22 protein-coding genes and 1 pseudogene are annotated in these 25,054 nt (G+C 71.2%); 11 read left to right on the forward strand and 12 right to left on the reverse strand.

The window, feature by feature from the left end:
* Window positions 1–405: 405 nt before the first annotated feature.
* The 8 genes from EAO76_RS33445 to EAO76_RS33475 all read right to left on the reverse strand — a co-directional run bounded on the left by EAO76_RS33445 (window position 406) and on the right by EAO76_RS33475 (window position 6,831).
* Window positions 406–813 carry a rhodanese-like domain-containing protein gene (locus EAO76_RS33445; RefSeq protein WP_148839761.1) on the reverse strand — a complete coding sequence of 136 codons (408 nt, stop codon included), beginning with the start codon at window positions 811–813 and terminating at the stop codon, window positions 406–408.
* The gene (locus EAO76_RS33450) at window positions 810–1,322 is read right to left on the reverse strand and encodes a cysteine dioxygenase (protein WP_376040020.1); all 513 of its coding nucleotides are present in this window, start codon (window positions 1,320–1,322) and stop codon (window positions 810–812) included. Before EAO76_RS33450 ends, EAO76_RS33445 begins: the two co-directional genes overlap by 4 nt.
* A 160-nt stretch (window positions 1,323–1,482) precedes the next feature.
* Window positions 1,483–1,569, reverse strand: a complete 87-nt coding sequence (locus EAO76_RS47800; RefSeq protein ID WP_311605579.1) for a putative leader peptide — start codon at window positions 1,567–1,569, stop codon at window positions 1,483–1,485.
* A gap of 32 nt (window positions 1,570–1,601) precedes the next feature.
* A complete protein-coding gene (locus EAO76_RS33455) occupies window positions 1,602–3,221 on the reverse strand; it encodes an FAD-dependent monooxygenase (RefSeq protein WP_148839765.1) in 1,620 nt (539 codons plus the stop codon).
* Between the two features lie 253 nt (window positions 3,222–3,474).
* Window positions 3,475–4,374 carry an amino acid ABC transporter permease gene (locus EAO76_RS33460; protein WP_148839766.1) on the reverse strand — a complete coding sequence of 300 codons (900 nt, stop codon included), beginning with the start codon at window positions 4,372–4,374 and terminating at the stop codon, window positions 3,475–3,477.
* A complete protein-coding gene (locus tag EAO76_RS33465) occupies window positions 4,371–5,036 on the reverse strand; it encodes an amino acid ABC transporter permease (RefSeq protein WP_148839768.1) in 666 nt (221 codons plus the stop codon). Before EAO76_RS33465 ends, EAO76_RS33460 begins: the two co-directional genes overlap by 4 nt.
* A 75-nt stretch (window positions 5,037–5,111) precedes the next feature.
* Window positions 5,112–5,948 (reverse strand): glutamate ABC transporter substrate-binding protein, encoded by an 837-nt coding sequence (locus tag EAO76_RS33470; protein ID WP_148839769.1) that lies wholly within the window; start codon window positions 5,946–5,948, stop codon window positions 5,112–5,114.
* Between the two features lie 97 nt (window positions 5,949–6,045).
* A complete protein-coding gene (locus EAO76_RS33475; protein ID WP_148839770.1) occupies window positions 6,046–6,831 on the reverse strand; it encodes an amino acid ABC transporter ATP-binding protein in 786 nt (261 codons plus the stop codon).
* A gap of 378 nt (window positions 6,832–7,209) precedes the next feature.
* Here EAO76_RS33475 and EAO76_RS33480 point away from each other — a divergent pair, with 378 nt between their 5' ends.
* From EAO76_RS33480 to EAO76_RS33495, 4 genes are all read left to right on the forward strand, one after another.
* Window positions 7,210–7,902 carry a response regulator transcription factor gene (locus EAO76_RS33480; protein ID WP_148839771.1) on the forward strand — a complete coding sequence of 231 codons (693 nt, stop codon included), beginning with the start codon at window positions 7,210–7,212 and terminating at the stop codon, window positions 7,900–7,902.
* 15 nt (window positions 7,903–7,917) lie between these two features.
* Window positions 7,918–9,312, forward strand: a complete 1,395-nt coding sequence (locus tag EAO76_RS33485; protein WP_148839773.1) for a HAMP domain-containing sensor histidine kinase — start codon at window positions 7,918–7,920, stop codon at window positions 9,310–9,312.
* Window positions 9,313–9,476: 164 nt separating this feature from the next.
* The gene (gene miaB / locus EAO76_RS33490) at window positions 9,477–11,006 is read left to right on the forward strand and encodes a tRNA (N6-isopentenyl adenosine(37)-C2)-methylthiotransferase MiaB (RefSeq protein ID WP_148839775.1); all 1,530 of its coding nucleotides are present in this window, start codon (window positions 9,477–9,479) and stop codon (window positions 11,004–11,006) included.
* Between the two features lie 73 nt (window positions 11,007–11,079).
* A complete protein-coding gene (locus EAO76_RS33495) occupies window positions 11,080–11,793 on the forward strand; it encodes a class III extradiol dioxygenase subunit B-like domain-containing protein (RefSeq protein ID WP_148839777.1) in 714 nt (237 codons plus the stop codon).
* A gap of 77 nt (window positions 11,794–11,870) precedes the next feature.
* Here the strand turns inward: EAO76_RS33495 and EAO76_RS33500 are convergent, their stop codons facing one another.
* Window positions 11,871–12,107 carry an antitoxin gene (locus EAO76_RS33500; protein ID WP_148839779.1) on the reverse strand — a complete coding sequence of 79 codons (237 nt, stop codon included), beginning with the start codon at window positions 12,105–12,107 and terminating at the stop codon, window positions 11,871–11,873.
* Between the two features lie 186 nt (window positions 12,108–12,293).
* Here EAO76_RS33500 and miaA point away from each other — a divergent pair, with 186 nt between their 5' ends.
* The 6 genes from miaA to hflX all read left to right on the forward strand — a co-directional run bounded on the left by miaA (window position 12,294) and on the right by hflX (window position 20,480).
* The gene (gene miaA / locus EAO76_RS33505; protein ID WP_148839780.1) at window positions 12,294–13,232 is read left to right on the forward strand and encodes a tRNA (adenosine(37)-N6)-dimethylallyltransferase MiaA; all 939 of its coding nucleotides are present in this window, start codon (window positions 12,294–12,296) and stop codon (window positions 13,230–13,232) included.
* 106 nt (window positions 13,233–13,338) lie between these two features.
* The gene (locus tag EAO76_RS33510) at window positions 13,339–13,779 is read left to right on the forward strand and encodes a hypothetical protein (RefSeq protein WP_148840454.1); all 441 of its coding nucleotides are present in this window, start codon (window positions 13,339–13,341) and stop codon (window positions 13,777–13,779) included.
* 108 nt (window positions 13,780–13,887) lie between these two features.
* Window positions 13,888–14,760 carry a diaminopimelate epimerase gene (dapF, locus tag EAO76_RS33515; protein WP_148839782.1) on the forward strand — a complete coding sequence of 291 codons (873 nt, stop codon included), beginning with the start codon at window positions 13,888–13,890 and terminating at the stop codon, window positions 14,758–14,760.
* Window positions 14,761–15,018: 258 nt separating this feature from the next.
* The gene (locus EAO76_RS33520; protein ID WP_148839784.1) at window positions 15,019–17,196 is read left to right on the forward strand and encodes a bifunctional (p)ppGpp synthetase/guanosine-3',5'-bis(diphosphate) 3'-pyrophosphohydrolase; all 2,178 of its coding nucleotides are present in this window, start codon (window positions 15,019–15,021) and stop codon (window positions 17,194–17,196) included.
* A 157-nt stretch (window positions 17,197–17,353) separates the two neighbouring features.
* On the forward strand, window positions 17,354–18,805 hold the full coding sequence (locus tag EAO76_RS33525) for a M1 family metallopeptidase (RefSeq protein WP_148839786.1): 1,452 nt from the start codon (window positions 17,354–17,356) through the stop codon (window positions 18,803–18,805).
* A gap of 154 nt (window positions 18,806–18,959) precedes the next feature.
* Window positions 18,960–20,480, forward strand: a complete 1,521-nt coding sequence (hflX, locus tag EAO76_RS33530; protein ID WP_148839788.1) for a GTPase HflX — start codon at window positions 18,960–18,962, stop codon at window positions 20,478–20,480.
* Between the two features lie 84 nt (window positions 20,481–20,564).
* On the opposite strand, the gene EAO76_RS33535 is transcribed toward hflX, so the two are convergent.
* Both EAO76_RS33535 and EAO76_RS33540 read right to left on the reverse strand, forming a co-directional pair.
* Window positions 20,565–21,737, reverse strand: a complete 1,173-nt coding sequence (locus EAO76_RS33535) for a serine protease (RefSeq protein ID WP_148839790.1) — start codon at window positions 21,735–21,737, stop codon at window positions 20,565–20,567.
* A 238-nt stretch (window positions 21,738–21,975) separates the two neighbouring features.
* Window positions 21,976–23,193: a serine protease gene (locus EAO76_RS33540; RefSeq protein ID WP_148839792.1), complete on the reverse strand. Its 1,218-nt coding sequence runs from the start codon at window positions 23,191–23,193 to the stop codon at window positions 21,976–21,978.
* A 331-nt stretch (window positions 23,194–23,524) separates the two neighbouring features.
* Here EAO76_RS33540 and EAO76_RS33545 point away from each other — a divergent pair, with 331 nt between their 5' ends.
* Entirely contained in the window at window positions 23,525–24,904 is a 1,380-nt protein-coding gene (locus EAO76_RS33545) for a diaminobutyrate--2-oxoglutarate transaminase family protein (RefSeq protein ID WP_148839794.1), read from the forward strand.
* Window positions 24,905–24,956: 52 nt separating this feature from the next.
* On the opposite strand, the pseudogene EAO76_RS46825 reads toward EAO76_RS33545, so the two are convergent.
* Window positions 24,957–25,054, reverse strand: a pseudogene (locus tag EAO76_RS46825) (GNAT family N-acetyltransferase); the annotation flags it as partial.

Raw genomic sequence — 25,054 nt, forward strand, 5'->3', positions numbered from 1 at the left:
GCATGGGCGCGGAGTCTCCGTCACGTCGGTCCTTGAGGTTGAGGTGAATGTCGGTCGTGTACGGAGATCGCTCCACCGGAGCGTGGCGTTCGGGTGTGTCGGCGCGGATTCGGGGGAACCGCCGGAGACGGACCGAGAGCGCCGGGGCCCACGTGGCAGGGGCGCTGTAGGGGAGGGGGAACGCGAGAGGGAGAGGAGGCCGGCATGGTGTCGCGGCTGCGGTGGCGAGCCGCCGTGGAGTGGTTGCGGCTTCCGGCGACCGGTGCGACGTCTTTTCGCCGAGCCGAGCCGTGCCGCGGCTCTCCACCCCTCGCTGCCTCCGCCTCCTCCCGACTCCCGCCCCTTCTGCCTCCCGACTCCCGCCCGTCGACTTGTTCGTCCGTCGGGCCCCTCTTGCCGGGCCCGTTACGGCTCGACCGGGAGGCCCGCGGCGCGCCATGCCTGGAAGCCGCCGATCAGGTCCGTCGCCCGGTGCAGCCCCAACTGCCGCAGGGACGCGACGGCGAGGCTCGACGCGTAGCCCTCGTTGCAGACGATCACGATCCGCAGGCCGTGACTCACGGCCTGCGGGGCCCGGTGGCTTCCCAGCGGGTCGAGCCGCCACTCCAGTTCGTTGCGCTCGACGACCAGCGCTCCCGGGATCAGCCCGTCCCGCTCCCGCAGTTCCGCGTAACGGATGTCCACGAGCAGCGCACCGTCCGAGGCGGCGGCCGCAGCCTCCTGCGGACCGATTCTGACGAACTCGGCCCTGACCCGTTCCAGCAGTTCATCGATACCGACCGGTTCCGCACCGTTCCGATGGCCGTCGCTCACTGCCAGTCCTCCGGTCGCTCGACCTGCTCCAGGCGGAGCAGGTCGCCGGTGCGGCTGTAACGCCGGATCCTCGGCAGTGGCGGGTAGTACGCGTGGACGGAGACGGCGTGCTCCGTCGCGGACTCGTTCAGCACCTCGTGGACGTGATGGCGGCCGAAGGCTCTGCCCTGGCCAGTGGTCAACTCCCTGGAACGGTCGATCCCTTCGGTGAGTTCGAGGGTCTTCCAGCCGTCGGTGGGCAGCCGGGCGGCGAGTGACAGCTCCTTGAGGGTGCCGGCCGCGGTGGTGAAGGCGCCGATCGAGTCGGCGTGATCGTGCCAGCCCGTACCGGTGCCCGGCGGCCAGCCGATCAGCCACGCCTCGCTGCCGCCGGGGCCGTCGAGCCGGCTCCAGGTGCGGCCCTCCGGATCGAGGGGGAGCGAGGAGACGACCTCGAGGTCGGCAGCCGTACGACGGACGAAATCGAGCAGTTCCGCAGCGGACGGACCGGAGCCGGCGGGCGCGGGCACACCGGAATCGGAGGGTGCGGGAGTGGCGGGCACAGATGCGGGAGTGGGCGCGGGCGTGCGTACAGAGGGTGAGGAAGAGGCAGACACGGGGACCGTCCTGAGGGTTCGCGCGAGAGCCCGTCCGCACGGCGGAGCGCACGGCGGGGCGGGGAAGGGCGAGTCAGCAGGACGGTCGACACACGCAGCCCGCGTAGCGGACGAGGTCCATATGGACCCTCCGCCACAGGCGCACATCGGTGTCGGTCATGTTCCGGAGTACACCACGGACGTCCGCAGTGGTCAATTGACGTCCGCGGTCCGGTCGGAGCGCGTGGTGTCGTGGGCCGAGCCGCCCCGTACCGCGTCCGCCGCCGCGAAGAGTTCCCCGGGCCGCACCCCGCCGAACGACGCCACGAGATGGCCGTCCGGCCTGATCAGCAGCACGGTGTGGGCCGAAGCCCCCGGATAACTCTCGGTGACCAGCAGTTCGCCCTTCATCGGCAGGGCGTCGACGGCCGCGGCGAGCCGCGGCATGACACCCGCGGTCATCCAGTGGCGCCGGTCCCACACACCGGTGCCGGGTGCCACCAGGACCACCAGCAGATGTCCCTGCCCCAGCCGTTCGCGCAGCGGCACGGTCGTGCCGTCGGGCGCGGTCACCCGCACATCGACCACCGGCGCACCGGGGGGCGTACCCACGGAGGTGTGCGCCTCGGCATGCGCGGGCGCAAGGGGCGAATGCGAGTACGAGGGAGGTGCGCCGAGGGGGCCGCATCCCAGATGCCCGTCGGTGAGCAGCGAGTCGTGCCCCCGCGCGCTCCCCGGTACCAGGGCCCGCAGCCCTCCGCCGCCGCGCAGTATCGGCAGCGACTGGTCCGCGGCACGCAGCCGCGAGGCGACCGCGGCCCGGCGCTCGGCCTGGTAGCTGTCGAGCAGTACGTCGGAGGCGCCGTGATGCCATGCCTGGGCCAGTTTCCAGGCCAGGTTCTCGACGTCCCGCAGCCCCTCGTCGAGCCCCTGGGTGCCCAGCGCGCCCAGCAGATGCGCGGCGTCCCCCGCCAGGAAGGCCCGGTCGACCCGCCAGCGCAGGGCGAGCCGGTGGTGCAGCGTGTACACACCGGTGTCCAGCAGTTCGTACGGCGGTGTCTCGCCGCACCACCCCGCCAGGGTGTCCCGGACCCGGGTGATCAGCGCGTCCGGGGTGACGAGTTCGCCCTGCGGCGGCAGCAGCCAGTCCAGCCGCCAGGCACCGTCCGGCAGTGGGCGCGCGGTCACCTCGGCGCCGCCCGTGCGCCACGGCGGCAGCCGGTGCAGTACGGCCTGCCCCGGCCAGGGCAGCTCGGTGCGCAGCGCGGCGACGGCGTGCCGCTCCACCGCCGTACGCCCCGGGAAGCGGATGTCGAGGAGTTTGCGCACCGTGGACCGGGCGCCGTCGCAGCCCACCACGTAACTACCGCGCCACCAGGTCGCGTTGGGTTCCCTGGTGTGTACCGTGACCCCCTTCGGGTCCTGTTCCAGGGTGTCGATCCGGCTGTGCGCGGCGACCTGCACCAGATCCTGCCCGGTCACCGCCTCGCGCAGCGCACGCGTCAGGGCGTGCTGCGGCAGATGGATGGGCGAGGCCGGCGGACCGTCCTCGTGGGAGCCCTCGCCGAGTCCGAGCGGCAGCTCGCGCACCAGCTGCTTGCGCCGCACGGACCGCCAGCCGGACCACCGGACGCCCTCGTGCCGCAACGCCTTGCAGCCGAGGCGTTCGACCAGGGCCAGGGTGTCCTCGCGCAGCACCACGGTACGGGCGGGGCGCGTCTCGTCCTTGTCCGGATCCTCGTCGAGCAGGACGGTGGGCACGCCCTGCGCCGCGAGGGCGAGCGACAGCGCCAGGCCGACGGGCCCGGCACCGACGACGATCACCGGGTCCACGGGACAGCTCCTCGAATCCGTGCGGACGACACCGGCACCACGGCCGGGAAAGACACCGGTGACATGGGCGAAGGTGCCCCACGGCCCGGCAGTCGGGCGGGCGACGGAAGGGGTGTGGCGGCGGCGGGTGCTGGGGGCGCGATCACAGAACGTATGCAACCTACTGCCCGTGCTTGCGTCAAGCGACACCGGACGGCGCTGAGGGGCGGTGGCAGGTCCGCCACCGCCCCTCGGGACGCATTTCGACGAGCCGTCAGACGGCGTGTCCGTCATCGATGACGAGCGACGGCTCACCGATGGTCTTCTGTACGCCCCCCGAAGCGGTGCCCTTGCTCTTCTTCGCGCGCCGGAGCCACCGCTCCAGCCAGCTCGCGAAGGAGGTGAGTGCGAAGTTCACCAGGAGGTAGATCAGAGCGACGATGGTGAAGCACGCGATGGTGTTGGCACCGTAGTTCGCGCTCATCGGGCGGACCGAGGCCAGCAACTCGGGGAAGGTCAGTACGGCACCGCCCAGCGCGGTGTCCTTCACGATGACGACGAGCTGGCTGACGATCGCCGGCAGCATGGCCGTCACCGCCTGCGGCAGCAGCACGAACACCATGACCTGGCTCTTGCGCATGCCGAGTGCCTTGGCGGCCTCGCCCTGGCCCTTGGGCAGAGTCTCGATCCCGGCCCGAACGATTTCGGCGAGCACGGAGGCGTTGTACAGCACCAGACCGGTCACCACGGCGTACAGCGGGCGCACATCGGTGTCGATGGTGGTGTACTCCGCGTACACCGCGTTCGCGGTGATCATCAGGATGAGCACCGGGATGGCGCGGAAGAATTCCACGACGATTCCGGACGGCATCCGCACCCAGCGATGGTCGGAGAGCCTGCCGATCCCGAACAGGGCACCCAGCGGCAGCGCGATGATCAGGGCGAAGAACGCCGCCTTGAGCGTGTTCTGGAGCCCCGGCCAGATGTAGGTCTCCCACGGCTGGATGCTGGTGAAGAAGGGTTTCCACTTGATCCAGTCGAGCTGGTGCTTCTCGTCCAGGCTGGTGTAGACCCACCACAGCACGCCTGCGGCGGCCAGGATGAACACCACCGTGTAGAGGATGTTGCGCTGCTTGGCGCGCGGTCCCTGGGCGTCGTAGAGGACGGAACTCATCGCTTCACCGCCACCTTCTTGCTCACCCAGCCGAGGATCAGGCCGGTCGGGAGGGTCAGGACGACGAAGCCGAACGCGAAGACCAGCGCGATCAGGATCAGCTGGGCCTCGTTCTCGATCATGCCCTTCATCAGGTACGAGGCCTCGGCGACACCGATCGCGGAGGCGACCGTGGTGTTCTTCGTCAGCGCGATCAGTACGTTGGACAGGGGATTGACCACCGCACGGAACGCCTGGGGAAGAATGATCAGCCGCAGTACCTGGGTGAAGCTCAGCCCGAGCGCGCGGGCCGCCTCGGCCTGGCCGACCGGCACCGTGTTGATGCCGGAGCGCAGCGCCTCGCAGACGAAGACGGCCGTGTAGGCGACCAGAGCGAGCACGGCCAGCCGGAAGTTGATGGTGTCGGTTTCCTCGCTGCCGAGCGCGATGCCCAGGGTCTGGTACAGGCCGAGCGACGAGAAAACGATGATCACGGTCAGCGGAATGTTCCGGACCACGTTCACGTACGCGGTGGCGAAGCCGCGCATCAGGGGGACCGGGCTGACCTTCATTCCGGCCAGTAGCGTTCCCCATATCAGGGAGCCGAGGGCGGAGAGGACGGTGAGCTGCACCGTCACCCAGAAGGCCCCCAGCAGGTCATAACCTTCAAGAAAGTCGAACACGATCTCCCGCGCTTCCGCGTGTCGGAGGGCACGGCGCGCCGCCGGTCAAGGGCGGCGCGCCCGGTCAGCCCTGCATCACTTGACGATGTTGCCGATCTTCGGGGCGGGCTCGTTCTTGTAGTTCGCCGGGCCGAAGTTGTCCTCCACGGCCTTGTCCCACGAACCGTCCGAGACCATCTTGGTGAGGGCGTCGTTGATCTTCTTCTTGAGGTCGGCGTCGCCCTTCTTCAGGCCGATGCCGTAGTTCTCGTTGGTCATCTTGAAGCCGGCCAGCTTGAACTTGCCCTGGAAGTTCTTCTGCGAGGCGAAGCCCGCCAGGATGCTGTCGTCGGTGGTCAGCGCGTCGATGACCTTGTTCTCCAGGCCGGTCAGGCACTCGGAGTAGCCGCCGTACTCCTGAAGCTGGGCCTTCGGGGCCAGCTTGTCCTTGACGTTCTGTGCCGAGGTCGAGCCGGTGACCGAGCACAGCTTCTTCGAGTTCAGGTCCTCCGGCGACTTGATCGTCTTGTCGTCGGCGCGGACCAGGATGTCCTGGTGGGCCAGCAGGTACGGGCCCGCGAAGTCGACCTTCTGCAGACGCTCGTCGTTGATCGAGTAGGAGGCGGCGATGAACTTCACGTCGCCGCGGTCGATCGCGGTCTCGCGGTCGGCGCTCTTGGTCTCCTTGAAGACGATGTCCTCGGCCTTGTAGCCGAGCTCCTTGGCGACGTATGTGGCGACATCGACGTCGAAGCCGACGTACTTGCCGTCGGGGGTCTTCAGACCGATGCCGGGCTGGTCGATCTTGATGCCGATCGTGATCTTCTTGCCGTCGCCCGAGCCGCCGTCCTCCTTGTCGGAGCCGCAGGCGGTGGCGGTGAGGGCGAGGGCGAGCACGGCGGCCGAGGCGGCGGTGACCTTACGAAGCTGCATGGTGATTTTCCCTAGAGTTGACGCGATACGAGCGATCGGCCGGCCCGGGAACCGGCGGTGCGGATCGATCAGTGGTGAAGCCGGTGGTGCGGATCGATCAGTGGTGAAGGATCTTCGAGAGGAAGTCCTTGGCCCGGTCACTGCGCGGGTTGCTGAAGAACTGGTCGGGCGTGGCCTCTTCGACGATCTTTCCGTCCGCCATGAAGACGACCCGGTTCGCGGCCGAGCGGGCGAAGCCCATCTCGTGCGTGACGACGACCATCGTCATGCCGTCCCGGGCGAGCTGCTGCATGACCTCCAGCACCTCGTTGATCATCTCCGGGTCGAGCGCGGAGGTCGGCTCGTCGAAGAGGATCACCTTGGGGTCCATCGCCAGCGCCCGCGCGATGGCCACGCGCTGCTGCTGGCCCCCGGAGAGCTGGGCGGGGTACTTGTCGGCCTGCGTCGCCACGCCCACCCGGTCCAGCAGCGAACGGGCCTTGTCCTCGGCGGCCTTCTTGTCCGTCTTGCGGACCTTGATCTGGCCCAGCATCACGTTCTCGAGCACCGTCTTGTGCGCGAAGAGATTGAACGACTGGAAGACCATGCCGACATCGGCGCGCAGCCTGGCCAGCTCCTTGCCCTCCTGGGGCAACGGCTTGCCGTCGATCGAGATGGCGCCCGAGTCGATCGTCTCCAAGCGGTTGATCGTGCGGCACAGCGTGGACTTCCCGGACCCGGAGGGCCCGATGACGACCACGACCTCGCCACGGGCGATGGTCAGGTCGATGTCCTGGAGCACATGCAGCGCGCCGAAGTGCTTGTTGACGTTGCTCAGTACGACAAGGTCGCTCGCCCCGGGCGTGGCGTCCTCGGCGCCCTTGGTCACTGAAACTCCGCTCATCGGCTTCTTGCTCCGTCCTCCTCGGTTGGAAGGACCATAGGGACGCGGTGCTACCACCGTCATTACATCTGAGCGGAAATTGAGGATAACGATCCGGTGGCGGCCGGACACGCCGCGTGAACGGGGAGGGGGCCGTCCGGCCCGGGGCGTACCGGGTGCATAACGGATGGCCGGATGCGATGGGCGGGCTCTTGACTGACACGCCGCTCATCGGAGTGGATGCCTTGGTACGCCATGACGTGAAACGCCTCGGTACGGGGAAGTGACGGGGAGCGTACGGGAGAACGCACCGACATGTACCGGTACCAGGCATCCACCCGCCCGCGGCACGCGGGCACGCACCGACCCCGAACCCTCGCGACCCCGGAAAGGGAGGCCATGAGACTGCTGCTCGTCGAGGACGACAACCATGTCGCGGCCGCTCTCTCCGCGATCCTCGCCCGGCACGGCTTCCGGGTCGTGCACGCGCGCAGCGGCGAGGAGGCCCTCCATGCGCTGCTGCCCGCGGACACGGAACCGTTCGGCGTCGTGCTCCTCGACCTCGGCCTGCCCGACCAGGACGGTTACGAGGTGTGCGGGAAGATCCGCAAGCGCACCTCCACCCCGGTGATCATGGTGACCGCGCGCTCCGACGTCCGGTCGCGGATCCACGGCCTCAACCTCGGTGCCGACGACTACGTGGTCAAGCCGTACGACACCGGCGAACTCCTCGCCCGCATCCATGCGGTCAGCCGGCGCAACACGGTGGGCGAGGACACCGTGCCCACGCCCGTCGCCGCGCTGCGCCTCGGACACGTCCACATCGAGCTCCCGACCCGCCGGGTCAGCGTCGACGGGGCGGAGGTCCAGCTCACCCGCAAGGAGTTCGACCTGCTCGCGCTGCTCGCGCAGCGCCCCGGGGTGGTGTTCCGCCGGGAGCAGATCATCAGCGAGGTGTGGCGCACCAGCTGGGAGGGCACGGGGCGCACGCTCGAAGTGCACGTCGCGTCCCTGCGTTCCAAACTGCGGCTGCCCGCACTGATCGAGACGGTGCGCGGGGTCGGCTACCGCCTCGTCGCCCCGACCGCGTAAGGGCGTACGTCCCAGGTGCGCACCCGGCTCCTTCCCCTGCTCATCATCCTCTTGGCGGGCGTGCTGCTCGCTCTCGGTTTCCCGCTGGCCGTCAGCGTGGCCGCCGCCCAGCAGCAGCGCGTCGTCATCGACCGCATCGACGACACGGCGCGCTTCGCCGCGCTCGCGCAGTTCATCACCGAGCCGACGGCCGGGCACGACGAGCGCCGGCGCACCCTGCGCAACGAACTCGACACCTACGCATCGGTGTACGGCATCCGCGCCGGCGTCCTCTACCGGGACGACCGGGCCATGGCGAAGGCCCCGGCGACCTGGCAGCTCCCCATCGACGGCGCGGGCCGCGAAGCGTTCAAGGAAGCCCTGCTGGGACGGCGCAGCCACGATCCGCCGCAGGTCTGGCCGTGGCAGGACGGTCGGATCGTCGTCGCGTCGCCCGTCGTGCGGGACGGTGACGTCGTCGCCGTCGTGGTCCTCGACTCGCCCACCGACGGGATGCGCTCGCGCACGCTCCGCGGCTGGCTGCTGATCGCGGCCGGCGAAGCGGTCGCGATGCTGGTGGCCGTCGGCGCCGCGATCCGCCTCACCGGCTGGGTCCTGCTGCCGGTACGGACCCTGGACGCGGCCACCCACGACATCGCCAGCGGACGCATGCGGTCCAGGGTCGCGGCCTCCGGCGGACCACCGGAACTCAGACGCCTGGCCCGCTCGTTCAACGAGATGGCCGACAACGTCGAGAACGTGCTGGAGCAGCAGCGCGCCTTCGTCGCCGACGCCTCGCACCAGCTGCGCAACCCCCTTGCCGCGCTGCTGCTGCGGATCGAGCTCCTCGCGCTCGAACTCCCCGAGGGCAACGAGGAGATCGCCTCCGTGCGCACGGAGGGCAAGCGCCTCGGGCAGGTCCTCGACGACCTGCTCGACCTCGCGCTGGCCGAACACGCCGCGGCCGATCTGCAGCTCACGGACATAGGCGCGCTCACCGCGGAACGCGTCGCGTCCTGGCGGCCGCTCGCGGAGGAGAGGGGGGTGCGGCTCAGGGCGGACGGTGCGTCCGCGGTGACCGCCTGGGCGGACCCGATCGCGCTGTCGAGCGCCCTCGACGCCATCATCGACAACGCGCTGAAGTTCACCCCGGCGGGAGAAGAGGTCCTCGTCACGGTCGCCTCCGACCGCGACGACGTGACGGTCGTCGTCGCCGACCGCGGCCCCGGCCTCACGGCGCAGGAGATGGAGCGCGTCGGGGACCGGTTCTGGCGCAGCACCCAGCACCAGAACATCCAGGGATCAGGGCTGGGGCTGTCCATCTCGCAGGCGCTGCTGGCCTCGGGCGGAGGTTCGATCGGCTACGCGGCCCATGAACCGCACGGGCTGCGCGTGACGGTCTCGGTGCCGCGCAACGGCCCCCAGGGCTGAACCGGGTCACGGCCCCCGGGGCTGAACCGGATCCGGTGCGCGGGGACGGGTGATGCGCGGGGCCGGGCGCGACGTGRCGGGTGGGTGGCCCCGCCGCGCGGGTGCCGACGGCGTCCCGGCCCGAGGCGGCGGGGGCCCTCCCCGGACCGCCTACCCTTGTGGGCATGACCAGCAGCAGCGACCGGAGCCCCGCAGTGAGCGTCGAGGGACCCAAGACCTACGAAGTCCGCACCTACGGGTGCCAGATGAACGTCCACGACTCCGAGCGGCTGTCGGGGCTGCTGGAGGGCGCGGGTTACGTCCGTGCGGACGAGGGTTCCGACGGCGACGCCGACGTCGTGGTCTTCAACACCTGCGCGGTGCGGGAGAACGCCGACAACAAGCTCTACGGCAACCTCGGCCGGCTCGCCCCGATGAAGACGAAGCGACCCGGCATGCAGATCGCCGTCGGCGGCTGCCTGGCGCAGAAGGACCGCGACACCATCGTCGAGCGGGCCCCGTGGGTCGACGTCGTCTTCGGCACGCACAACATCGGCAAGCTGCCGGTGCTGCTGGAACGCGCCCGGGTCCAGGAGGAGGCGCAGATCGAGATCGCCGAATCCCTGGAGGCGTTCCCCTCCACCCTCCCCACCCGCCGCGAGTCCGCCTACGCGGCGTGGGTCTCCATCTCCGTCGGCTGCAACAACACCTGCACCTTCTGCATCGTCCCGGCGCTCCGCGGCAAGGAGAAGGACCGCCGCACCGGCGACATCCTCGCCGAGATCGAGGCACTGGTCGCCGAGGGCGTCTCGGAGATCACCCTGCTCGGCCAGAACGTGAACGCGTACGGCTCCGACATCGGCGACCGCGAGGCGTTCTCCAAGCTGCTGCGCGCCTGCGGGAAGATCGAGGGGCTGGAGCGGGTCCGCTTCACCTCCCCGCACCCCCGCGACTTCACGGACGACGTGATCGCGGCCATGGCCGAGACGCCCAACGTGATGCCCCAGCTCCACATGCCGATGCAGTCGGGCTCGGACGCGATCCTCAAGTCGATGCGGCGCTCGTACCGGCAGGAGCGTTTCCTCGGCATCATCGAGAAGGTGCGCGCCGCGATGCCGGACGCCGCGATCTCCACCGACATCATCGTGGGCTTCCCCGGCGAGACCGAGGAGGACTTCGAGCAGACCATGCACGCGGTCCGCGAGGCGCGCTTCGCCAACGCCTTCACCTTCCAGTACTCCAAGCGCCCCGGGACACCGGCCGCCGAGATGGCGGACCAGATCCCCAAGGAGGTCGTCCAGGAGCGGTACATGCGCCTGTCCGCCCTCCAGGAGGAGATCTCCTGGGAGGAGAACAAGAAGCAGGTCGGCCGGACGCTGGAGATCATGGTCGCGGAGGGCGAGGGCCGCAAGGACGGTGCGACCCACCGCCTCTCCGGCCGCGCCCCCGACAACCGCCTGGTCCACTTCACCAAGCCGGACGAGGAGGTGCGGCCGGGCGACGTGGTGACCGTCGAGATCACCTACGCGGCCCCGCACCACCTTCTCGCCGAGGGCGCTCCGGCGGCCGTGCGGCGGACCCGGGCCGGGGACGCCTGGGAGAAGCGCAACGCGGCCGAGGCCGCCAAGCCGGCCGGGGTGATGCTGGGCCTGCCCGGTATCGGGGCCCCGGCGCCGCTGCCCGCCGCGGCGGCCCCCGGCTGCGGCTGCGACTGACCCCGAGCCGCCGTCGGCCGACGGACGACGGCGGCCGACCGGCGCGCCGGGCCCAAGCAGTACGCTGCCCACCATGCTTGTCGCCGCCGCTGTCTGCCCCTGCCCGCCCCTGCTGGTACCCGAGGTCGCCGCCGGGGCCGCCCCCGAGCTCGACGCCCTGCGGGACGCCTGTGCCGAGGCCCTCGGCGTGCTCGCCGCGGCACGCCCCGACCTGCTGGTCGTGATCGGCCCGGCGGACCGGGCGGGCCGCGGGCCGCACCCCGAGGGAGCCACCGGCACCTTCGGGGACTTCGGCGTCGACCTCGGCGTACGGCTCGGGCGCGACCTCGCGCCGGCGGGGGCGAATCCGCTCCCGCCGTCCCTCTCCGTCGGCGCCTGGCTGCTCGCCCGCGCGGAATGGACCGCTGCACCGGTCGAGGGGCTGGGGGTGGGGGAACCGCTCGAAACCGGCCGTTGTGCGGACACCGGGCGGAAACTGGCCGACCGGGCGGAGCGGGTGGCGCTGCTCGTGCTGGGCGACGGCAGCGCCTGCCGCACGCTCAAGGCCCCGGGCTACCTGGACGAGCGGGCCGAGGCGTTCGACGCGGCCGCCGCCCGCGCACTGGGCGCGGCGGACCCCGACGCGCTGCTCGCGCTGGACGAGGAGCTGGCGTACGAGCTGAAGGCGGCGGGCCGGGCCCCCTGGCAGGTGCTCGCGGGGGCGGCGCGAGGTGCGGGCCTGGACGGGCGGCTGCTGTACGACGACGCCCCGTACGGCGTGGGGTACCTCGTCGCGGCGTGGTCCTGAGCACCTGGCCCCGAACGGCGCGGGACGGCCGCACGGCATCGCCGTGCGGCCGTCCCCGGCCTTGACTCAGCGCATGGTCAGGAAGCGGGCGGCGTACCACCCTCGTCCTTGTGGGACAGGCGCTCGACCGCGTCCTTGGCCTTCCGTGTGCCGGACTCGATCTTGTCGCTGTACTTGCCCTTGGTCTTTTGGTCGACCGCCCGTGCGGCCTTGTCGAGCCCTTGGTCGATCTTGTCCCCGTGCTGATGCGCGAGTTCGCCGACCTTGTCCTTGGCGGGGCTCAGCTTGGCCTTCAGATTGTCCAGGAAGCCCATCGGGCACCTTCCCTGCTGGGGGACTGGGGTCGGGCGCCTCCCAAAAGGGGGAAACGCCCACATTCACTTCGAATTCTACTGGGGTGGAAGTGGAAGCGTTTCGTCCGGAGGGGGTCGGGGCGTCGCACGGTGTCGTCCCTCCCTCACTCGTTGGGAGCAGGCGCCGGGGTTTGCGAGACTGGGGCGGTGAGTAGCTCAGCTCCCGCGCCGCGGGTCATCACCGTCGTCGGCCCCACTGCGGCCGGAAAGTCCGATCTGGGAGTATTTCTTGCTCAGCAGCTCGACGGTGAGGTGGTCAACGCCGACTCCATGCAGCTCTACCGGGGGATGGACATCGGCACCGCGAAGCTGACGCTTCCGGAACGCGGGTCCGTTCCGCACCACCTGCTGGACATCTGGGACGTCACCGAGACCGCGAGCGTGGCCGAGTACCAGCGGCTGGCCCGTGCCGAGATCGACCGGCTGCTCGCCGCGGGCCGCACCCCCGTCCTGGTCGGCGGCTCCGGGCTCTACGTGAAGGGCGCCATCGACGCCCTGGAGTTCCCCGGCACCGACCCCGAGGTGCGGGCCAGGCTGGAGGAGGAGCTGGCGGAGCGCGGCTCCGGGGTCCTGCACGCCCGGCTCGCCGCCGCCGACCCCGGAGCGGGCCGGGCCATCCTGCCGAGCAACGGCCGCCGGATCGTCCGGGCCCTCGAAGTCATCGAGATCACGGGCAAGCCCTTCACCGCCAACCTCCCCGGCGACGACGCGGTGTACGACACCGTCCAGATCGGCGTCGACGTGGCCCGTCCCGAACTCGACGAACGCATCGCCCGGCGGGTCGACCTGATGTGGGAGGCCGGTCTCGTGGACGAGGTGCGCGCCCTGGAGGCACGGGGGCTGCGCGAGGGCCGGACCGCCGCCCGGGCGCTGGGCTACCAGCAGGTGCTGGCCGCGCTGGCCGGGGAATGCGCCGAGGACGAGGCGCGCGCCGAGACCGTCCGCGCCACCAAACGGTTCGCCCGCCGCCAGGACTCGTGGTTCCGCCGGGACCCGCGGGTCCGGTGGCTGAGCGGCGCCGCCCGGGACCGCGGGGAACTCCCGCACCGGGCGCTGGCGTTGATCGAACGAGCGGTTACAGCCTGATCACGTGATGGCATCGGGAAGCCCTGCCCGTCATTTCGGTGCCCCGGAGCGTGCCATCATCGAGCATCGATCGACAGTGAGGTCCGAGTTGGGAGGGCGCGTGGCGATGGAGGCCGGCCCTCGCGACACTGAACAGGACACGCCGGACACCCTGCACGGGGCGGCGGGACTGAGCCCCGACGGGCCCGACGAGCTCGAAGCGACCCCCGAGGTCGAGGTCGAGCTGCGCCCCGTGCGACGGCTGCGGATCTGGCAGCTCGCACCGATCGTCACACTCGCCGCGGTGGGATCGCTGATGTTCGCCTTCCCGCTGGCCTTCGAGTTCGGCGACGGCGGCGCGGTGGTGGCCATGCTCGGCCTGCTGATCAGCTGCTGCGCCGCGGGCTGGGGCATGATGGCCGCCCGCCGGGTGGGATACACCTGGCCCGGCCTGCCCGAGAAGGGCTCGGGCGAGCGGGCCGACTGGCGGATGATCGCGCTGTACGTGCTCGTGGGCGTCTCGCTGGTCGCCCTGGCCGTCTGGCGCGTGGCGCGGCTCCGCCACTGAGCTCCGGGACGCGGGCCCGGACCTCACCGGGGCACCTGCTCCCGCGGCCGGCCCGTCCGGGGGCCGGACGGCCCGGAGGCCGCCGGGCCCGTTTCGTACAGTTGATCCGTGAGCACCTCCCAGATCGCCTTCCTCAAGGGTCACGGCACCGAGAACGACTTCGTGATCGTTCCCGACCCGGACAACGCCATCGACCTGTCCCCGGACCTCGTCGCCCGCCTCTGCGACCGCCGGGCCGGCATCGGCGGCGACGGCCTGCTGCACGTCGTGCGGTCCTCCGCGCACCCCGAGGCGCGGGCCATGGCGGCCGAGGCCGAGTGGTTCATGGACTACCGCAACGCCGACGGCTCGGTCGCCGAGATGTGCGGCAACGGGGTCCGGGTCTTCGCCCGTTTCCTGCAGCGTGCCGGACACGTCGAGGAGGGTGACCTCGCCATCGCGACCAGGGGTGGCGTGAAGCGGGTGCACATCGCCAAGAACGGCGACATCACGGTCTCCATGGGGCGTGCACGCCTTCCCGAGGAAGGGGTGACGGTCAGCCTGGACGGCCGCAGCTGGCCCGCCCGCAACGTGAACATGGGCAACCCCCACGCGGTCGCCTTCGTCGAGGACCTGGCACACGCCGGCCCGCTGTCCTCGGTGCCGCCCTACAGCCCCGCCGCCGTCTACCCCGACGGCGTCAACATCGAGTTCGTCGTGGACCGCGGCCCGCGCCACGTCGCGATGCGGGTCCACGAGCGCGGCTCGGGCGAGACCCGCTCCTGCGGCACCGGCGCCTGCGCCGTGGCCGTCGCCACCGCCCGCCGGGACGGCACGGACCCGGCGGAGACCGGAACCCCCGTCACGTACACGGTCGATCTGCCCGGCGGCACCCTCGTGATCACCGAACGGCCGGACGGCGAGGTCGAGATGACCGGACCGGCCACGATCGTCGCCGAGGGCCTCATCGACCCCGCCTGGCTCGAAGCGGCGCTCGGCTAGCCGTTGCCCCGTCCGGGGCGGGCCGGACCCCATGGCCCCGGCCCGCCCCGGACGAAGGGCCCGAAGTATTGGCCGAACGCGGTCAAAAGCACTTCGGGAGCCAAACGGAAGCCCTCGGAGCTTCGCTCGAATGGGTGATCCGTTTCACGCTGGGCGAGAGCGGGTCTCCGCCACGTGGTGGGCTCGGTAGCATCAAGCACCGGCCCGGAGGCACGACCGCGCCTCCCCACCGCCGGTCGACGTCGCCGGAGGTGCCCCATGAGCGCAGAGGCCACCAGCCCAGATGCTCCCATCCGCAGACGGGGCCGCCCCCGGATCGATCTGCGCAGGCTCGGCCGGGTCGCGCTGCTCGGCCCCACGTCCCGCGACCGGCTGTCCGACGCGATCAGCCACGTCGCGGAGGCCCACCGTGCCCACCACCCCGACGCGGACCTCTCCATCCTCCACCGGGCTTACGTGCTCGCGGAGTCCTCGCACCGCGGGCAGACGCGCAAGAGCGGCGAGCCGTACATCACGCACCCGCTCGCCGTCACGCTGATCCTCGCCCAGCTCGGCGCCGAGACCACGACCCTCACCGCCTCGCTGCTCCACGACACCGTCGAGGACACCGATGTGACCCTCGATCAGGTGCGGGAGCAGTTCGGCAAGGAGGTCTGCTACCTCGTCGACGGCGTCACCAAACTCGAGAAGGTCGACTACGGGGCGGCCGCCGAACCCGAGACCTTCCGCAAGATGCTGGTCGCCACCGGCGACGACGTCCGGGTCATGTCGATCAAACTCGCCGACCGGCTGCACAACATGCGCACCCTCGGCGTGATGCGCCCCGAGAAACAGGCCCGGACCGCCAGGGTCACCCGCGACGTGCTGATCCCGCTCGCCGAACGGCTCGGTGTGCAGGCGCTCAAGACCGAGCTGGAGGACCTCGTCTTCGCGATCCTCCACCCCGAGGAGTACGAGCACACCCGCGCACTGATCGCCGCCGCCTCCGAAAAGGCGGCCGGCACCGACGGAACGTCCCCCCAGGACCCGCTCGCGGCCATCGCCGAGAACGTCTCGGCGGTGCTGAGGGAAGCGGACATCACCGCGGAAGTCCTCATCAGACCGCGGCACTTCGTCTCCGTGCACCGGGTCGGCATCAAGCGCGGCGAACTGCGCGGCACCGACTTCGGCCGACTGCTGGTGCTCGTCGGCGAGGACGCCGACTGCTACGCCGTGCTCGGCGAGCTGCACACCTGTTTCACCCCGGTGATCTCCGAGTTCAAGGACTTCATCGCCGCTCCCAAGTTCAACCTGTACCAGTCGCTGCACACCGCCGTCGTGGGCCCGGACGGCGCGGTCGCCGAAGTCCTCATCCGCACCCACCGGATGCACAAGGTCGCCGAGGCAGGAGTCATCGCCCTCGGCAATCCGTACGCCGCGGAGAACGGCACCGGACCCCAGGCCGCCGAACCGGCGGACGGGGAGCGCGCCGACCCCACCCGCCCCGGCTGGCTCTCCCGGCTCCTCGAATGGCAGCAGTCAGCCCCGGACTCCGACACCTTCTGGACCACACTCCGCGCGGACCTGGCCCAGGACCGGGAGATCACGGTCTTCCGGACCGACGGCGGCACGCTCGGACTGCCCGCCGGAGCCAGCTGCGTCGACGCCGCCTACGCGCAGTACGGGGACGACGCGCACGGCTGCATCGGTGCCCGGGTCAACGGCAGGCTGGCCACCCTGGGCACCGTGCTGAGCGACGGCGACACCGTGCAGCTGCTGCTCGCCGAGGACGCCGCGTCGGGCCCCTCGCCCGAATGGCTCGACCACGCCCGGACCCCCGCCGCCCGCATCGCGATCACCGGCTGGTTCGACACCCACCCCGAGAGCGCCGAGGACCCGCACCACGACCGGCCCGCACGCTCCGGCCCCGAACCGCGCCCCCGGGCCGCGCACCCCGGCGGACCCGAGGACCCCGGGCACGGACCCCGGGAGGCCGACGGCCGCACGGCGAACGCCGTGGTGGACCGGCCGGACGCCACGGTGCGCCTCGCGGGCTGCTGCACCCCCGTGCCCCCCGACGCCGTCACCGGCTTCGTGGTGCGCGGCGGCGCCGTCACCGTGCACCGGCTGGAATGCCCCGCTGCGGTCCGGATGCGGTCCGTGGGCCGGGTGCCGGTCGGCGTGAGCTGGGGCGACGCCGCCGAATGCCGGGTCACGCTGGTCGCCGAGTCCTTCGGCCGCCCCCGGCTGCTCGCCGACCTCACCGAGGCGATCGCGACGGCGGACGCGGCGATCGTCTCGGCCACCGTCGAGCCCCCCAGCGAACAGCGCGTCCGGCACACCTACACCCTGCAACTCCCCGACGCCGCCGGACTGCCGGCCCTGATGCGCGCGATGCGCGATGTCCCGGGGGTGTACGACGTGAGCCGCGCCCAGCAGCCCGCGGTCACCGTCTGACCCTGCGGCGCGGCGGGGCGCAGTCCGTCGCCGGGCCGCCCGCCCGAACCGCTCCCGTGCGGCAGACGGCAGCGCGAGGGCCCGGCCCGGGGCCCCGTTCGGGTGGCGCGGCGCGCGCCGCGCCGACCCCGGGGGAAGTCGCTGGTAGCGGTAGTCCATGCCGTTCATCTCCCGCCGCCTGCGGGCCGCCCTGCTGGTCACCGCATCGGCCGCCCTCGTCGCCGCCACCCTTCCCTCGCCCCGGCCGCTCGGCATCGGGGACCCGCTCTTCCCGAACCTGGGCAACCCCGGGTACGACGTCCTCGCCTACGACATCGGACTGACCTACCACGGCGACAACAAGAAGCCGTTGGACGCCGTCACCAGGATCGACGCACGGACCACCGAGCAACTGGACCGGATCAACCTCGACTTCGCCAGGGGAACCGTCCGCGCGGTCGAAGTGAACGGCCTGCGCGCCGACTTCGCCGTCGCGGACGAGGACCTGGTCATCCAGCCGCCGGGCCGGCTCCCGGCCGGGGTGCCGCTGCGCATCACCGTCCGGCACACCAGCGCCCCCGACGACGACAAGGGCGCCGGGGGCTGGGTGCGCACCGCCGACGGCCTGGCCATGGCGAACCAGGCCGACGCCGGGCACCGGGTCTTCCCGAGCAACGACCACCCCTCCGACAAGGCGTACTTCACCTTCCGGATCACCGCCCCCGACAACCTCACCGCGGTGGCCAACGGACTGCCCGCCGGCACGGTCCGGCACGGCGGCGACACCACCTGGACCTACCGGACCGAACACCCCATGGCCACCGAGCTGGCCCAGGTCACGATCGGGCGCTCCACCGTCCTGCACCGGACCGGACCGCACGGACTTCCGGTGCGCGACGTGGTGCCGAGCGCCGATCGCGAGCGGCTCGAACCCTGGCTCCGCAAGACGCCCGCCCACCTGGAATGGATGGAGCGGCAGGTCGGCCGCTACCCCTTCGAGACGTACGGGCTGCTGGTCGCCGACACCGAGACCGGCTTCGAACTGGAGACCCAGACGCTCTCGCTCTTCGAGCGTTCCCTGTTCACGGGGACCGGGTACCCCGAGTGGTACGTCGACTCGGTGATGGTGCACGAGCTCGCCCACCAGTGGTTCGGCGACAGCGTCTCCCCGCAGACGTGGTCCGACCTGTGGCTCAACGAGGGACACGCCACCTGGTACGAGGCCCGCTACGCCGAGGAGCACGCCGACCGGCCGCTGGAGGACCGGATGCGCGCGGCGTACACCAGGTCCGACGGCTGGCGCGCCGCGGGCGGCCCGCCGGCCCGTCCGTACCCCCCGGCGCCCGGGCAGAAGATCAGCCTGTTCCGGCCGGTCGTGTACGACGGCAGCGCGCTGATCCTGTACGCGCTGCGCCAGGAGATCGGCGAGGACGCGTTCGACCGGCTGGAGCGGAGCTGGGTGCGGAAGCACCGGGACTCCAACGCCACCACCGAGGACTTCGTCCGGCTGGCGTCACGGACCGCGGGACGGGACCTGGCCCCGTTCCTCGACGGCTGGCTGTACGGGGAGAAGACGCCGCCGATGCCGGGACACCCCGACTGGCGCAGTGACGAGCCCGCCGCACAGTGATAAATCCAGTGACGCGCGAGGTGGTGCGTGCCACTATCGAGAGGTCGCCGCGGCGGCCGGAACGATGATTCCCACAGCGGGAATCATCGGGACAGGTCACGCGTTGTGACTGGTGTACCGGACTTCCCCGGATTTCCAACGACGTAAGGATCCAATGACCTCCTCTTCTTCCCTTCCCCAGGACGCGCAGAACGCGCAGAGTGCTACGGAGAATGTCACCGAAAGCCTCACCGAGAGCCTTCGGGCCGACGCCCTGATGGAAGAGGACGTCGCCTGGAGCCACGAGATCGACGGAGAGCGGGACGGCGAGCAGTTCGACCGCTCGGAGCGCGCCGCGCTGCGGCGGGTGGCCGGTCTCTCCACCGAACTCGAGGACGTCACCGAGGTCGAGTACCGGCAGCTGCGCCTGGAGCGCGTGGTGCTGGTCGGAGTCTGGACCTCGGGGACCGTGCACGACGCGGAGAACTCCCTCGCGGAGCTGGCCGCGCTCGCGGAGACGGCGGGCGCCCAGGTGCTCGACGCCGTCTTCCAGCGCCGCGACAAGCCGGACCCGGCCACCTACATCGGCTCGGGCAAGGCGCTGGAGCTGCGCGACATCGTCCTCGAATCGGGGGCCGACACCGTCGTGTGCGACGGTGAGCTCAGCCCCGGCCAGCTGATCCATCTGGAAGACGTCGTCAAGGTGAAGGTGGTCGACCGGACCGCCCTCATCCTCGACATCTTCGCCCAGCACGCCAAGTCCCGAGAGGGCAAGGCACAGGTCTCGCTGGCCCAGATGCAGTACATGCTGCCGCGCCTGCGCGGCTGGGGTCAGTCGCTGTCCCGTCAGATGGGCGGCGGCGGTTCCAGCGGCGGTGGCGGCATGGCCACCCGTGGCCCCGGTGAGACCAAGATCGAGACCGACCGGCGTCGGATCCGCGAGAAGATGGCGAAGATGCGCCGGGAGATCGCGGAGATGAAGACCGGCCGCGAGATCAAGCGCCAGGAGCGCAAGCGCAACAAGGTGCCGTCGGTCGCCATCGCCGGCTACACCAACGCGGGCAAGTCCTCGCTGCTCAACCGGCTGACCGGTGCGGGCGTCCTGGTGGAGAACGCACTGTTCGCCACCCTGGACCCGACCGTCCGCCGGGCCGAGACGCCGAGCGGCCGGGTCTACACCCTGGCCGACACCGTCGGGTTCGTACGGCATCTGCCGCACCACCTCGTCGAGGCGTTCCGCTCCACGATGGAGGAGGTCGGCGAGTCCGACTTGATCCTGCACGTGGTGGACGGCGCCCACCCGGTGCCGGAGGAGCAGCTTGCCGCGGTGCGCGAGGTGATCCGCGAAGTGGGCGCGGTCGACGTGCCCGAGATCGTGGTGATCAACAAGGCGGACGCGGCCGATCCGCTGGTGCTGCAGCGGCTGCTGCGCATCGAGAAGCACGCGATCGCCGTCTCGGCGCGCACCGGTGCCGGCATCGAGGAGCTGCTGGAGCTCATCGACACCGAACTGCCCCGGCCGTCGGTCGAGGTCGAGGCGCTCGTGCCGTACATCCAGGGCGGACTCGTCTCCCGGGTGCACGCCGAGGGCGAGGTGATCTCCGAGGAGCACACCTCGGACGGCACCCTGCTCAAGGCGCGGGTGCATGAGGAGCTGGCCGCGGAGCTCTCCTCGTTCATCCCCGTGGCGCACTGACCGCACGACCGCACCGCTTCACGGAAAAACCGAAGGCCCGCCCCCTCCTAGGGGGCGGGCCTTCGGGCGTACGGCTGCCGTCGGCTACCGGCCGGCGAACTTGTCGGTCATCGTGGTGAAGACCTCCTCGGCGCCCGCTCCCAGGTGGGGACCGGCCAGCCAGCCCGAGGTCACCGGACCGATGGAGGTGTTGGAGACCAGCACGGACTTTCCGTCACGGCCCTGCACGAACCAGCCGCCGCCGGAGGAACCGCCGGTCATGGTGCAGCCGATGCGGTACATCGCCGGAGTGCTCGGGCTGATGGAGAGCCGGCCCGGACGGTCGACGCACTTGTGCATGATCAGGCCGTCGTACGGCGGGGCGGCCGGGTAGCCCCAGGCACCCATGCCGCTGATCCGCGAGATCTCGGGGGCGTCGAAGTCGACCGCCAGGGCGTTGCCGACGGTCTCCTCCAGCGACTTGGTGCCGCGCTCCGGCTTCACGTGCAGCACCGCGTAGTCGTAGGGAGCGCCCTCGCCCCCGGTGGGGCCGCCGTCGGTGATCCACTCCCCGGACGTGGTCGCCCAGTCCGCCCAGTACGCGCCGTACGGGGCGACCTCCTGCGGCTGCGCGTTCTTCAGCGCGGCGGCGGACTTGCCCTCGTCGTTGTAGGCGGGCACGAAGACGATGTTGCGGTACCAGCCGCCCTTCGAACCGGCGTGCACGCAGTGCCCGGCGGTCCACACCATGTTGGACTTCCCCGGGTTCTCCGGGTCCTTGACGACCGTGCCGGAGCAGACCATCGAACCCTCGGGGGAGTCGAAGAACACCTTGCCGACCGGGGCCGCGTAGTTGTGGTACGGGGTCTTCTCGCGCACGGCCGTCACCGGGGCGGGCTCCGGGTCGCTGACGCCCTGGCCGCCGGAGACGTCACCGGCCGCCATGGTCTTCGCCGGGTCCTTGGCGGACTTCATCCGCTCGGGCTTCCACAGCCCCTCGATGACCGGGTTGACGAAGTCCTTGGCCTCGCGCAGCCACTTGTCCTTGTCCCAGTTCTTCCACTCGCCGTTCCGCCACTTGTCCGGGTCGACGCCGTGCTTCTTCAGCTGCTCGGCCAGTTCGTCGGACAGGGAACCGCCGCTGTTCCCGCCACCGGCGGACTCGGCGGCGGCCGGCTTGTCGGCCGCGTTGTCCTCCTCCGGCCCGCAGGCCGTCGCCGTCAGCGCGAGCGTGGCGGCGATGCCGGTCGCGGCGAGCAGCGAACGTATGGATCGCATGGAAGGAATTCCCCCTGAAATAACTGAAATTGCCATGAACTTGTCACACTGAAGGGCGGCCGGATCCGCTGGCCGCCCAGGACGCAGCCCCACCCTATGACGGTTCCGGAGGCGCTTTTCGCCACGGGACCGGCGGGGAGGGGCGGTGCACATGCCGGGGCCCCGGCGCACAACTGCCGCGCCGGGGCCCCGAGATGCCGTCACCGTCGCCCGGACCGGTCCGGGCGACGGTCCGTCGTCACTGTCCCGCGTACTTCTTGCTGACCGCCTCGTAGACGCCCTCGGCCTCCTTGCCGAGCCGCGGTCCGGCGAGCCAGCCGGCCGTGACCGGACCGATGGAGGTGTTGGACACCAGCGCGGGCTTGCCGTCCTGGCCCGCGGCCACCCAGCCGCCGCCGGAGGAACCGCCGGTCATGCTGCAGCCGATGCGGTACATCGTGGGATCCTGCTCGACCAGCGAGAGCCGGCCCGGCTTGTCCGCGCACTGGAACGCCTTCTGGCCGTCGTACGGCGGGGCGGCCGGGTAGCCGGTCGCCGTCATGCTCTCGATCTTCGGCACGGCCGGGGCGTTGAACTCGACGGGCAGCGCGGAGCCCACCGTCTCCTCCAGGGACTTGCCCGTCGATCCCTTCTCCGGCGCGACCTGCAGCACGGCGAAGTCGTACGGGGCGCCCAGCCCGCCGGTCGAGGCACCCTGCGAGATCCACTGCTCGGAGGTCTGGGCCCAGACGCCCCACCACACGCCGTAGGGCGCGATCTGCTGCTTGGTCGCCTTCTTCAGCTCGGCCAGCGAGAGCCCGTCGTTGTTGTACGAGGGCACGAAGGCGATGTTGCGGTACCAGCCGCCCTCCTTGCCCGCGTGCACGCAGTGCCCGGCGGTCCACACCATGTTGGACTTCCCCGGGTGCGCCGGGTCCTTCACCACGGTCGCGGAACAGACCATGGAACCCTTGGGGCCGTCGAAGAGCAGCTTCCCGGACTCCGCGGCGCTGGTGTGGTACGGGGTCTCCACCCCGGTGGCCCGGACCGGGACGGGCGTCGGGTCGGTGACGCCCTGGTCACCCGAGATGTCGTTGTCGACCGGCTTCTGCGGCGCCTTGTCCGCGTCCCGCATCCGGTCCGGGTCCCAGAGGTCCTCGATGATCGGGTTGACGAAGTCCTTGGCCTCGCGCAGCCACTTGTCCTTGTCCCAGTTCTTCCACTCGCCGTTCCGCCACTTGTCCGGATCGATCCCGTGCTCCTTGAGCCGGTTCTTGAGGTCGTCCGGGATGGTGATCTTGCCGTCCGAGGACTGGCCGGTGGAGGCACTCGGCTCGCCGCCCGCGTTGTCCTCCTCCGGCCCGCAGGCGGTGGCGGTGAGCGCGAGGACGGTGGCGGCCGCGGCCGCGGCGAGCACCGAGGAGCGGCGGCGTGCCGTCCCTCGGCGTGCGGCGCGGGCCGGTCGTATGAGTCGCATGTGGTGATCCCCCTGGGACTTCTTCGTAACTCAACACTTCTGTACTGCACTGCGGTACTGCTCCGAGCCACCTGCTCCGAACGTCCGGCGGATCACCGGAAAGCTGTTCGGGATCCTGTGCGGCCCCCACTATGCCGGTGCCGATGGGGACGGCATGCGGCAGGGCCGCGGTTCCGCCACCACAAGGATCTTCCGATTTACCCGTGATCCGGCGTGCCCGGCGTCGTTGGTACGGGCGGGGGGACCCCGGACGGTGTTCACCCCGGCAGTCCGTCCGTGCGCCGACGCACGGATGTGCAACGCAACCGTTACCGCGGGAGGACCGACAGCAGTGGCCGTGACCGAACCAGCTCCGGTGGCAGCACCGGCGGTGCACGAGGGGATCCTGCGCCGCCAGTCGCTGCGCGAATCCGCCGCCCGTACCTATGCGCGCTCACTGCCGATCGTGCCGGTGAGGGCGCGGGGACTGACCATCGAGGGCGCGGACGGGCGGCGTTACCTCGACTGCCTCTCCGGAGCGGGCACCCTGGCGCTGGGGCACAACCACCCGGTCGTCCTGGAGGCGATCAAGAAGGTCCTCGACTCCGGCGCCCCGCTGCACGTGCTCGACCTGGCCACCCCGGTCAAGGACGCCTTCACCACGGAACTCTTCGCCACGCTGCCGAAGAGGTTCGCCGACGACGCCCGCATCCAGTTCTGCGGGCCGGCCGGGACGGACGCGGTCGAGGCGGCGTTCAAGCTGGTCCGCGGGGCGACCGGCCGCAGCGGACTCCTCGCCTTCACCGGCGCCTACCACGGGATGACGGAGGGAGCTCTCGCCGCCTCGGGCGGCGCCGAGGACGTACGGGTCACCCGGCTGCCCTTCCCGCGGGACTACCGCTGCCCCTTCGGCATCGGCGGCGAGCGCGGCGCGGAGATCGCCGCCCGCTGGACCGAGAACCTCCTGGACGACCCCAAGGGGGGCACGCCCCCGCCGGCCGGAATGATCCTCGAACCGGTACAGGGCGAGGGGGGAGTGAACCCCGCCCCCGACGGCTGGATGCGCCGGATGCGGGAGATCACCGCGGCCCGGTCCGTCCCGCTCGTCGTCGACGAGGTCCAGACGGGCGTCGGCCGCACCGGTGCCTTCTGGGCCGTCGACCACAGCGGGATCGTGCCCGACGTGATGGTGCTCTCCAAGGCCATCGGCGGTTCCCTCCCGCTCGCCGTGATCGTCTACCGCTCCGAGCTCGACACCTGGCAACCGGGCGCCCACGCCGGCACCTTCCGGGGCAACCAGCTCGCGATGGCGGCGGGCACGGCCACCCTGGCCTATGTACGGGAGAACCGCCTGGACGAGCGGGCCGCCGTGCTCGGGGCCCGCATGCTCGCCGGCCTCCGGTCGCTGGCCGCCGACCACCCCACCGTCGGCGACGTACGGGGACGCGGCCTGATGCTCGGGATCGAACTGGTCGATCCCGAGGCCGCCGCGCCCGGCGACGGCCCCGAACCCCCGCCCGCACCGGTCCTCGCCGCAGCCGTCCAGCAGGAGTGCCTGCACCGGGGACTCATCGTCGAACTGGGCGGACGCCACAGCTCCGTCGTACGCCTCCTGCCACCCCTCACCCTCACCGACGAACAGGCAACAGCGGTCGTGGACCGCCTCGCCGACGCCCTGGCAGCCGCCGAGCGGCTGTCGTTCCGCCGGACCACGACCGGGTCGGTCCGCTGACCCCGGACACCCTCACGAGAAAGACCGCCGTGAACCCCACCTCCGCCCCCCACACCGACGGGGTGTTGCGGAGGTCGGGTTCGGCGACGACCCGTGCGCACCGCGGGCGGTTGTCGAGCACGAGGTCGGCGACGGCTCGCAGCAGGGTGG

It is taken from the genome of Streptomyces sp. sk2.1 (genome assembly GCF_008120935.1).
In the GTDB taxonomy this organism is placed as follows: domain Bacteria; phylum Actinomycetota; class Actinomycetes; order Streptomycetales; family Streptomycetaceae; genus Streptomyces.

Excerpts from the sequence above, each read along its gene's own strand:
- EAO76_RS33470 (WP_148839769.1), bottom strand. The coding sequence starts at position 5,948 with ATGCAGCTTCGTAAGGTCACCGCCGCCTCGGCCGCCGTGCTCGCCCTC.
- EAO76_RS33500 (WP_148839779.1), bottom strand. The coding sequence starts at position 12,107 with ATGGGCTTCCTGGACAATCTGAAGGCCAAGCTGAGCCCCGCCAAGGAC.
- EAO76_RS33520 (WP_148839784.1), top strand. The coding sequence starts at position 15,019 with ATGAGCGCAGAGGCCACCAGCCCAGATGCTCCCATCCGCAGACGGGGC.
- EAO76_RS33525 (WP_148839786.1), top strand. The coding sequence starts at position 17,354 with ATGCCGTTCATCTCCCGCCGCCTGCGGGCCGCCCTGCTGGTCACCGCA.
- EAO76_RS33480 (WP_148839771.1), top strand. The coding sequence starts at position 7,210 with ATGAGACTGCTGCTCGTCGAGGACGACAACCATGTCGCGGCCGCTCTC.
- EAO76_RS33460 (WP_148839766.1), bottom strand. The coding sequence starts at position 4,374 with ATGAGTTCCGTCCTCTACGACGCCCAGGGACCGCGCGCCAAGCAGCGC.
- EAO76_RS47800 (WP_311605579.1), bottom strand. The coding sequence starts at position 1,569 with ATGACCGACACCGATGTGCGCCTGTGGCGGAGGGTCCATATGGACCTC.
- EAO76_RS33475 (WP_148839770.1), bottom strand. The coding sequence starts at position 6,831 with ATGAGCGGAGTTTCAGTGACCAAGGGCGCCGAGGACGCCACGCCCGGG.
- hflX (WP_148839788.1), top strand. The coding sequence starts at position 18,960 with ATGACCTCCTCTTCTTCCCTTCCCCAGGACGCGCAGAACGCGCAGAGT.
- EAO76_RS33495 (WP_148839777.1), top strand. The coding sequence starts at position 11,080 with ATGCTTGTCGCCGCCGCTGTCTGCCCCTGCCCGCCCCTGCTGGTACCC.
- miaB (WP_148839775.1), top strand. The coding sequence starts at position 9,477 with ATGACCAGCAGCAGCGACCGGAGCCCCGCAGTGAGCGTCGAGGGACCC.
- EAO76_RS33540 (WP_148839792.1), bottom strand. The coding sequence starts at position 23,193 with ATGCGACTCATACGACCGGCCCGCGCCGCACGCCGAGGGACGGCACGC.
- EAO76_RS33535 (WP_148839790.1), bottom strand. The coding sequence starts at position 21,737 with ATGCGATCCATACGTTCGCTGCTCGCCGCGACCGGCATCGCCGCCACG.
- EAO76_RS33510 (WP_148840454.1), top strand. The coding sequence starts at position 13,339 with ATGGAGGCCGGCCCTCGCGACACTGAACAGGACACGCCGGACACCCTG.